At 58.1% G+C, this 9,948-nt stretch carries 9 protein-coding genes and 1 pseudogene; 2 read left to right on the top strand and 8 right to left on the bottom strand.

What is annotated here, in order from left to right:
* Both EV678_RS15900 and EV678_RS15895 read left to right on the top strand, forming a co-directional pair.
* Positions 1-2,415 (top strand): annotated as a pseudogene (locus EV678_RS15900) (heme utilization protein); the annotation flags it as partial.
* Positions 2,416-2,490: 75 nt separating this feature from the next.
* Entirely contained in the window at positions 2,491-3,900 is a 1,410-nt protein-coding gene (locus EV678_RS15895; protein ID WP_014236859.1) for an HlyD family type I secretion periplasmic adaptor subunit, read from the top strand.
* A gap of 59 nt (positions 3,901-3,959) precedes the next feature.
* Here the strand turns inward: EV678_RS15895 and EV678_RS15890 are convergent, their stop codons facing one another.
* The 8 genes from EV678_RS15890 to EV678_RS15855 form a co-directional block, all read right to left on the bottom strand.
* Complete coding sequence (locus EV678_RS15890) at positions 3,960-4,772, bottom strand: flagellar brake protein (protein ID WP_130460208.1); 813 nt, start codon at positions 4,770-4,772, stop codon at positions 3,960-3,962.
* Positions 4,773-4,842: 70 nt separating this feature from the next.
* A complete protein-coding gene (locus EV678_RS15885; protein ID WP_130460207.1) occupies positions 4,843-5,160 on the bottom strand; it encodes an EscU/YscU/HrcU family type III secretion system export apparatus switch protein in 318 nt (105 codons plus the stop codon).
* On the bottom strand, positions 5,138-6,316 hold the full coding sequence (fliK, locus tag EV678_RS15880; RefSeq protein WP_130460206.1) for a flagellar hook-length control protein FliK: 1,179 nt from the start codon (positions 6,314-6,316) through the stop codon (positions 5,138-5,140). Before fliK ends, EV678_RS15885 begins: the two co-directional genes overlap by 23 nt.
* Positions 6,317-6,384: 68 nt before the next feature.
* Positions 6,385-6,720, bottom strand: a complete 336-nt coding sequence (locus tag EV678_RS15875; protein WP_014236863.1) for a flagellar protein FliT — start codon at positions 6,718-6,720, stop codon at positions 6,385-6,387.
* A gap of 4 nt (positions 6,721-6,724) precedes the next feature.
* Positions 6,725-7,168, bottom strand: a complete 444-nt coding sequence (gene fliS, locus EV678_RS15870) for a flagellar export chaperone FliS (protein WP_014236864.1) — start codon at positions 7,166-7,168, stop codon at positions 6,725-6,727.
* 32 nt (positions 7,169-7,200) lie between these two features.
* Positions 7,201-8,538 carry a flagellar filament capping protein FliD gene (gene fliD / locus EV678_RS15865; protein WP_014236865.1) on the bottom strand — a complete coding sequence of 446 codons (1,338 nt, stop codon included), beginning with the start codon at positions 8,536-8,538 and terminating at the stop codon, positions 7,201-7,203.
* 36 nt (positions 8,539-8,574) lie between these two features.
* Complete coding sequence (locus tag EV678_RS15860) at positions 8,575-8,976, bottom strand: flagellar protein FlaG (RefSeq protein WP_130460205.1); 402 nt, start codon at positions 8,974-8,976, stop codon at positions 8,575-8,577.
* Positions 8,977-9,065: 89 nt separating this feature from the next.
* Positions 9,066-9,920, bottom strand: a complete 855-nt coding sequence (locus EV678_RS15855; protein ID WP_014236867.1) for a flagellin N-terminal helical domain-containing protein — start codon at positions 9,918-9,920, stop codon at positions 9,066-9,068.
* Positions 9,921-9,948 lie beyond the last annotated feature (28 nt).

Below are 9,948 nucleotides of genomic sequence, written 5' to 3'. Positions count from 1 at the left end.
GCGCTGAACACGGCCGCGGTGGCTGCCCTGACGACGGCTGCGGTGGCTGCCCTGACGACGGAGCAGATCGGCGTCCTCAAGACGAGCCAGATTGCCGCCCTGGAAACCCGCGACGTGGCGGTACTGACCACGGAACAGGTGGTGGCGCTGACTTCGAGCCAGATTGCCGCCCTGACCACGGCTCAGATCGGTGCTCTGACCACGGCTCAGGTCGTGGCGATCGAAACTTCCGATGTGGGGGCGCTATCCACGGCTGGCGTTGCAGCGCTGACGACTGACCAGGTAGCAGCACTGACGACCGAACAGTTGGGTGTGCTGACGACGGCCCAGGTGCGTGCGTTGGAAACCCGCGACGTGGCAGTGCTGACCACCGAGCAGGTGGTGGCCCTGAGTTCTAGTCAGCTGGGTGCTTTGACCACGGCCCAGATTGCAGCGCTGACGACCGCTCAGGTCGTGGCGATCGAGACGACGGACATCTCCGGCCTGAGCACGGCAGCGGTTGCCGCCCTGACGACGACCCAGGTGGGCGTGCTGACCACGGAACAGGTGGTGGCGCTGACCTCGAGCCAGATCGGCGCGTTGAAGACCAGCCAGGTAGGGGCCCTGACGACGGCCCAGGTAGTGGCGATCGAAACGGGTGACCTGACGGCGCTGAATACGGCCGCGGTGGCTGCTCTGACGACGGCCGCGGTGGCTGCCCTTACGACGGAGCAACTGGGTGTGCTGACGACGGCCCAGGTGCGGGCGCTGGAAACCCGCGATGTGGTGGTGCTGACCACGGATCAGGTGGTGGCCCTCAGCTCTGCCCAGGTGGAAGCCCTGAGCACCACACAGGTCAGTGTTCTGACCACCGCACAGATTGTGGCGATCGAAACCACCGATATTTCGGCCCTGTCCGTCAATTCCGTGGCTGCTTTGGGTACGGATCAGGTGACGGCTCTGACGACCGATCAGATCGCCGTGCTGACGACGACACAGATCCGGGCGCTGGAAACCCGCGATGTGGCGGTACTGACCACTGAGCAGGTGGTGGCTCTGACCTCCGCGCAAGTAGGGGCGCTGACCACGGCAGAAATCGGAGCATTGAGTACGGCAGCGGTTGCCGCCATTGAGACCAGCGATCTGCAGGCACTGACTACTGCCCAGGTTGCTGCGCTTTCGACGGCCCAGGTGCTGGCACTGACGACCGAGCAGCTGACCGTGATGAGTACGCTGCAGATTGCGGCCCTGGAAACGCGTGATCTGGTGGTTCTGACCACGGAGCAGGTGTCCGTGCTGGATACTGCCCAGATTGCTGCGCTGACATCGGCCCAGGTTGGAGCTCTTTCGACGAGCCAGCTGACCTCGCTTTCCACGGATCAGGTCACCGCCCTGGAAACCACGGACCTGATGGCCCTCAGCACTGTGCAGATTCAGAGTCTGACCACGGACCAGATCGTTGCGCTGACGACGTCCCAGATTGAAGCCTTGACCACGACTCAGTGCTGCGCGCTGACTTCCACCCAGGTGGGAGCCCTGACGACCGAGCAGATGCCTCATCTGGCCTCGCTGACGCCGTTGGTGCTGGATCTGGATGGAGATGGCATCCATACCCTGAACATCAGTGCCGGTGTCACTTTCGACCTGCGGGCCGTGGGTGAGCAGTCGAGCGTGGGCTGGATTTCCTCCAAGGACGGCTTCCTGGCGATCGATCGCAACCACGACGGCGCCATCAACGATGGCAGCGAGTTGTTCGGTAGCAGCACCAAGCTGGCGGATGGCAGCAACGCGGTGGATGGCTTCCAGGCACTGCAAACCATGGATAGCAACAAGGATGGTGTCGTGGATGCCAAGGATGCCGGATTCGCCGATCTGCGAGTTTGGGTGGATGCCAACCAGGACGGCGTATCCCAGTCCTCCGAGCTGCACACGCTGGCCGATCTGGGGATTACCAGCCTGAATCTTGGGGCTACCCGGACGGTCGACGGTGACAACGGCAACGTGATTGGTCTGGTTTCCAGCTACACCACGGCAGATGGTCAAACCCATGAGCTGTCCGACGTCTGGCTGCAGATTGGCGCAGGGCAGAATCGGGTCATCGACCTCTCCGCCCTGGATCAGGCTGTGGTTGAACAAGGCAACTTGGGCCAGATCAACCTTGCCGGTAACGGTGGAAATGGCGATCTGCTGATCGTGAATGCCCAGGATGTGCTGAAGTTTGGTGTAACCGACCTGGTGCAAAACGCCCAGACCGGCGAGGGCCATGTGCAGATCGTGGTCAAGGGCGATGCCAATGACACTGTGCAGCTCAACAACTCCCAGGGCCAATGGGCGGATGGTGGCGTGACCGTGATTGATGGTGTCACCTATCACATCTATACCCAGGGAGATGCCCAGTTGCTGATTGGTGCCAATCTTCACCAAGTCACCGGCTAATTGCCTCTGGCATTGAAAACACCGGCTCTCGGGCCGGTGTTTTTTTTGGTGGGCAATCATTGCCACCCGATTAGAATGAACACCCTGCTACGGCTTAAGGTATTTATGTCGCTTGGATCCCTGCTGTTGCGTCTGAAGACAACCGTAACTTCTCTTCTACCGCCCCCTCCCCTGGCCGACGACGCATTGCCAACCGATACGGAAAGGCCGCTAAGGATCGGCATCTGGGGGCTGGCAATAGGCTTTGGCGGTCTGCTTCTCTGGGCTACCCTGGCGCCACTGGATGAAGGGGTGCCGACCCAGGGGGTGGTGTCGATTGATACCAAGCGTAAGACGATCCAGCACCTGCTTGGTGGCCGTATCAGGGAGGTCTACGTCAAGGAAGGCCAATACGTGCAGGCTAACGAGTTGCTGCTGAAGCTCGAGGATGCCAATGCCCGGGCCAACTACGAGGCGGTTCGTCAGCACTATCTGAGTTTGCGTTCGGTGGAGGGCAGGCTGCTGGCGGAGCAGTCAGGGGCGACCAAGATCAGTTTTCACGAAGATATCCTGAAATATGCGGACGACCCCCTGGTCCGGCAGCAGATGGCTACCCAGGAGCAGTTGCTGCAGTCCCGCAGATTGGCCTACGAGGCCGAACAGCAGGCAATGCGGGAGGCCATCCGTGGCCAGGAGGCCCAGGTCACGGGCTATGGGGGCATGATCGAGAGCCGCCGGAACCAGCTGCGCTTGCTGGAAAAGGAGCTGAAGAGCATCAGCGACCTGGTGAAGCAGGGCTTCATGGCTAGGACCAGGCAACTGGAGCTGGAGCGTAATGCCGCAGAGGTCAGCAGCATCCTGGCGGACCTGAATGGCAACCTGATCAAGTCGCGTCAGGGCATCGCCGAAGTGAAAATGCGCCTGATCCAGCGCCAGCAGGAATACCGCAAGGAGGTGGATACCCTGCTGGCCGACGTGCAGCGCGACGTTCAGGTCGACGAGGACAAGTTGCGGGCGGTGACCGAGGAACTGGAGCACACGGAGATTCGTTCTCCGGTTGCCGGGCAGGTGGTCGGTCTGGTGACCCAGACTGTTGGCGGTGTAGTCCAGGCCGCCCAGCGGTTGATGGATATCGTGCCGGTTGACGAACCCCTGTTGCTGGAGGCCAAGGTACCCCCCCACCTGATTGACCGTATCAAGGTGGGCCTGCCGACTGATGTCCGTTTCACCACCTTTGCCCATTCTCCCCAGTTGCTGGTGGAAGGGACCATCCAGTCGATTTCGGCAGACCTTATTACAGAAAATCAGCCCAGTTCCGGCCAGCCGACTTCCTATTACCTGGTGCGTATTTCCATTTCTCCCGAAGGCATGAAAAAGCTGGGCAACCGCAATCTGCAGCCCGGCATGGCGGCAGAGGTGGTCATCAAGACCGGTGAGCGTTCGGTACTTACCTACCTTCTGCATCCCCTGACCAAGCGTATCGCCGCCTCGATGAAGGAGGAGTGAGTCTTCCGTAGGCAAAAAAAAGGCACCCTCGGGTGCCTTTTTTATTAATGGTAGATTGCTTATTCCAGTCCGCTGATCCGGGCTTTGCGCTCCCGTTCGATCCGGGTGATGTAGCGCTGAATCATGGTCAGCCGGGTTCCCGGAAGATCAACGTACTCGCAACCGATGCGCAGGTACTGACTGCCGGTCTTGGTGGTGACCGGGAATGAGTTGCGTACGGAGAGGGCCGTGACCAGCTGTCCTTCCTCGGGCAGGGTGAACTTGCAGTCGCGGAAAACATTACCAATGGCAAAGGTTTCACCCATGGACAATGGCAGCATGAGACCGATACCACCACCGCTGATGTCCAGCATGTTGGCTTCGATAGTGGTCTTGGTGCCGTCCACCAGAATGACGTCCACCGACACCTTGATGGGATTGGCTATGGGGGTGGTAAGGCGGTAATACTCGCGGCGCTGCAGGCGCAGCAGGGTCTCGGGCAGCTTGCCGCCAAAGGCGGTACGCCCCTCGAAGGTCGTCTGCGTAAGGCCTTTCAGGCTGAACTGAATCTTGACCTTGTCCAGGGTCGTGGTGAATACCAGCTTGTCGGCCTGTAGGGCGCGGCGATTCATTTCGTCGTCGCTGCCGTAGTCGAATATCAGGGAATTCCCGTCGGCACCGATGTGGTTCAACGAGGTGAGTAGGAAGGAGTTACCACCGTCAAAATAAACGGTGATCATCACCCCTTTTTGCACCAGCGCCTTGAGTACGAAAAGAATTTCTGCCTTGGAGTAAAGCAGGTAGCGACTGTAATTGTCGTCGTCTTCGACGTCTAGGTGGTGTGGCACAGGATGGGCTTCCGGCTCTAAGGGCTCGCTTGCCTTGTCAGTCATGGTTTATTCGGTTTTCTCGGCAAGGCTGAAGTGTAAACAAAAGCAGCAAACTAGAGAATTGCATTATTACTCAGTTTGCTCCCTTGGGGGCTTGGAATAACGGTGGTGGCGAGTTGTCGCCGTGCTCCAGTCGATAGAGCCAGGCCAGCAGTTCGGCGATGGCCCGGTAGAGCTGAGGGGGGATGCGCTCGTCCAGATCCACCTGCATGAGCAAGGCCACCAGCTCGGGCGATTCATGCACATAGACCCCATGTTCCTTGGCCCGGTTGATGATGGCCTGGGCCACCGCTCCCCGGCCTTTGGCGACCACCCTGGGGGCAGCATCGGTCTCCAGATAGGCCAGGGCGACGGCGCTACGGCGGTCCTCAGGGGGTGGTGTCTGGTTCATTCTTATCCACCATGAAGCCGCCTAAGGTGAGTCCGGCTGCTTCAAACTGGCTGGCAAGTCCCTGACCGTGACCGCGCAGTTGTTCCCGGGTTTCCGGATTGGTCGCGGTCAAATGCAGCGAAATCTGGTGACCTGTCAGGCCGATACGAGCCTGAATTTCCCCCAGATGGGGGAGAGTCAGGCGCAGACGGGTGTTCCATGTACTAGCCGGTTCGCCGTCTTCATCCTGTGCCCCATTTCGACCATCTTCCTCCACCATTTCCCATAACATTTCCTGTCCAGGCCAGATTTGGCCGTGCCAGATATAAGTGTTGCTGGCTAGGGACTCCAATTGCTGTCGAATTAAGGGAACTAGATCGGCAGCAAGTCCGGGGGGCGTGTTGCTGGTGGTTTGCGTTGTATTGCCGGTGGATGTTTGGGGAGGGGGAAGGGGTTGGGTGCCGGTGGGCTCATCCGCCTTCTGTGGTGCCACGGGGATGGTGGGGGTATTGCTGGTTGCAGGCTGCGGAGACTGCGACTGCGGTTGAGGTACGGAGGGGGGCTCTTGTCTGGAGGGCGCTGCTGGCGGCGATTGGCTGGCTCCGGCCTGAGCCTGCGGTTCCTTGAGTAACTCGGCCAGATTAAATTGGCCGCTCGTCCAACGGGCTTGGTGTGCTTCGTAAAAGAGGCCGCTAGTGCTGATAGCTTGCTTGAGTAAAGGCGCAAGTTGTTCAGCGGGGAGTTTGGGGTTGGCAAGGAGTGGTTGATTACCATTGAGAGGGGTGGCCCGCTCTTGGAGTTTGTCTGGGGCATCCGTCAGCAGTGTGGCAATAAGCTGGCCGGCGCGGCTGAGAGAGGTCGAGGCGGAACTTTCTGCTGTGGTTTCCTGCCTGGGGTTGGCGATGACCGCGAGGGCCGTCCGACCATTGTTTTCTACCACTTCCATTTCCAGCGAATCCCCACTTTTCGCTGAGAAGGGAAGCGCCAGCGTAACCTCTCGCTGGGCAATCATTGCCCGATAGGTTCCATTAGGTAGTGCTGCCTGAATGTCGGCCAGAATCCGTTGTCCGGGAACAAGCTCGGACAACAGGTCGGAAACGGCCTGGCTTGGCGCGACCTGTTGGATTGATGCATCCAGCCGGACGCGAGGGAGATTGACGAGGTCGGACGGAATCATGGCAGAGGCCAGGATCTCAAATTAAATGCTGGAGCGGGGCACTACCAGTGTGCCCCAGAGAATCTGACCTATGGCGCCAGGTAGGTGTTTTGGAGGCGTCTGGAAGTCTTGATGCTGCCCAGTTTCTCATCCAGTTCTCCCATCCAGCGCTCGGCCAAACTCCTGGTTTCTTCATCCAATGAAAGAATGGACTTGATGGTCGTTTCTGACTGCGCCTGCTCAGAAGGGCTTAGAGGGGAGGGGCCTGCTTCTAATTGACTGCGCAAGGCGGCCACCAACTGCCGTCTCTCCAGTTCCTTGTCTACCAGCGCGTCCCATTCCTCTGCCCTGGCGTACTCGTGCATTTGCTTAGATGTCGCGAGAATCGCATCGTACAGAGCGAGAATTTCTTCGCTGTTCGCCATGCTTTTAGGCCTTGGTCAGGACGTTACCGTCATTGGGGGCGGTACTGTCGTCATCAATGCCATCGGCAGTGCCTTTTGCCAGTACTTCCCATGCGCCGAGCAGTTCCCTCAGCAGTGCGGTTACTTCATCCAGGATGGCCGGATCATTCTTGAGGTTGGCAGTGCTCAAACGTTGCACCATGTAGAGGTACAGGTCGTTAAGGGAGACGGCGATGTCTCCACCTTGACTGAACTCTAGCGCATTGCGGAGGCCTTCGATAATGTCGATGGCCTTGTTGATGAATTGTGCTTTCTGGGCAATGTTCCGCCTCTCCATCTCGCCTTTGGCCGATGCAATGGCGGAGATGGCGCCTTCATAGAGAAGAACGACCAACTGGACGGGGTTGGCCGTACTGACAGCCGTTTCGACCTTTACCTGGGCGTAAGCCCGAACCCCTTGGTTAAACATGTGATGCCTTTCTGAAACGCTGGACGGTCATCTTAACCTAACAGAGAGGTGAGATAACTGCTGGTGTTCTTCATGGTGCCCATCAGAGAATCCAGGTTTGCATACTGACGCCGCAGACGGGTTTCCATGTTCTCAAGCCGGACATTTTCCCGCTCCATGTTGGTATCAAGAATTTTGATCCGGGAGTTGAGGCCCTTAATTCGAGAGTCCACCAGGCCATCGTTGGTGAGCATGTTGGAAGCGGTGTCATAGAGCCGGTGGGCAAAACCGCGTTCCGTATCGGTGAAGAGGGATACGACGTTACCAGAATTGGTTTCCAGCGCTTTTGTGAATGCCGTGCTATCCAAGGACAGAGTGCCGTCCTTTTTGAAACTGATGCCAACCTGGGCCAAGTAGTTCAGGTCATTTCCGGCAATCTTTGCCGGGTCATTGAAAACGTTCTGCAGTTGATAAATGACCGAGGTGGCCGAGTTGTCGGCTTCAAGGGTGCCACCCTTCTGGTGTTGGCTGTTTACGGTGCTGGCCAGCTTGTTATAGGCGGAAATGAAGTCATTGATTTTCTTGGTGATGGCTTCGGTATCCCGTGCAACCGTCAGGTTGACCGTTTTGGTGCTATCGGCGCTGGCCAGATTAAGGGTGACCCCATCCACTACATCGGTAATGGTATTGGTGGAGCGCTCAACCTCCAGGCCATTGAGCGACAGCTTTGCGTTCTTTGCATCCTGGGTCTGGGTAAATCCGCCCAAGGCCGTTTCCAGAGCCGCATCAATGGAAACGGCGTTATCGACGCCTTGTTTCGTAGACGCAATCACCAGCTTGTATTGGGGGGCTGCCGAGGTGCCGGCATTGATGACGCTGGCTTTGGCGAGGGACTGGGTGGCGGTCTTGCCGCTTTCCGTCACAGTCGCCGCGTTGATCTTGTCGCGGATGGTCTCCAGCGAGTCGCTGGCTGTCAGGGCGATATCAAAGCTTTTGCCACCAGCAGACAAAGTGAACGTTCCATCTGCGCCGACTGCGGCTTTGGAGTCAGTCTGGGCGGCGGATGCCCGCACACCGGCCTGTGCCAGTTGGGAAATCTTTATGTCGTAGCTACCCGGGGTGGCCGTATTGGTAGCAGTTGCATTCAGAAGAGAGGTATTGGAAGACGTAGCCTTGGCTGCGGCAAAGTCCATGTCCAGCTTCAGGCCAGAGACAGCGGTCTTGAATGCATCCAAATCGCTCTTGACCTTGCCAAAGGCGCTCAACTGATCGTTGAACGTCTGCTTCTTGGCAGTAAGCGAGTTGAGCGGCTGACGCTCAAGCTGAAGTAGCTGGCTTACCAGGCTGTTGACGTCGAGTCCTGAACCAATACCTGCGCTTGAAATGCCCATGTTCGTTCTCCGTTATGCCGCAACACTGAAATGTACTTAAACACGCTCCTTGATCAACAGGCCTTGCAGTTCATCAAGTCGCTTTGCAATAACAAGCATTTCCTGTGCCGGAATCTGGCGAATCACTTCCTTGGTTTTTACATCAATCAGCTTGACCACGCTCGTACCCGTCGCGTCATCGATCGAGAACTGCAAGTCGCTGCGTAAGCCGGCTACGGTTTGATTAGCGCGATGGGTTGCCTCCTGCAGGGCATCCATTTCTTCGACCGGCTTTTGTTTTTCCTGCTCAGAGATACCAGTGTTCTTCGTGGTGCTGACAGAGGATACATCGGCGATGGGAATGTCGCGTTTGACAGCAACGGTATCACCAGTTGCGCGGTTGGTTGCCTGGGAGGGGTAGGCAGGGGGTCCGCTGCTATTCAAAGGTTGGATAGTCATTTCCAGCTCCTCTACACGGCATAGCCGGAGTGGCTTCGAGCCAAGCTCGCCGCCACTCCGGCTAAATACTGCTAGCTACTTTACGCGGCTTAGCGCAGGAGGGTCAGCGCACCCTGGGGCACGGTGTTCGCCTGGGCCAGAATTGCCGTACCAGCTTGTTGCAGAATCTGGTTACGGGTCAGCTGGGCGGTTTCTGCAGCGAAGTCGGCGTCGATCAGGCGGCTCTTGGAAGCGCTGAGGTTTTCCACATAGTTTTGCAGGTTGGACACCACGGCTTCGAAGCGGTTTTGCACGGAACCGAAAGTTGCGCGGATGTTGGCGATCTGAGCGATGTCAGCGTCGAGCTTGTTGATTGCAGCAGAGGCGCCGCCGGAAGTCGTCACATTGACGGTACCGGTTGCAGTCAGGGTGCCGCTGTAAGCGTTCAGGCCGGCTGCACCGTTCTGTGCCAGGTTGGAGGTATCCACACTCACTTGGTTGTCGGCAGAACCGCTGAAGCCGACCTGGAAGGTGATGGTGGAGGCGCCAGACAGCAGCTTGGTGCCGTTGAACTCGGTGGTCTGAACGATACGGCTGATTTCCTGGGTCAGCTGGTCCACTTCCTTCTGCAGCTGGCTACGGTTGGTGTCGCTGATGGAGCCGTTGGAGGCTTGCACGGAGATTTCACGAATCCGCTGCAGGTTGTTGGCGATCTGGCCCAGGGCGCCTTCAGCCGTTTGACCGACGGAAATACCGTCGTTGGCGTTGCGGATGGACTGGTTGCCACCGCGGATGGCGCTGGTCAGACCTTCGGCAATAGCGGAACCAGCGGCATCGTCCTTAGCGCTGTTCACACGCAGACCGGAGGACAGGCGCTGGAGAGAAACGGACAGGGATTGGTTGGAAGTCGCCAGGTTCCGCTGTGCGTTCAGGGACGAAATATTGGTGTTGACGATCAAAGCCATGATTATCTCCTTGGTTCCATTGATTATT

The sequence above is a fragment of the Azospira oryzae genome, from assembly GCF_004217225.1.
GTDB lineage: Bacteria > Pseudomonadota > Gammaproteobacteria > Burkholderiales > Rhodocyclaceae > Azospira > Azospira oryzae.
This window is presented reverse-complemented; position numbering and strand designations above follow the sequence as displayed.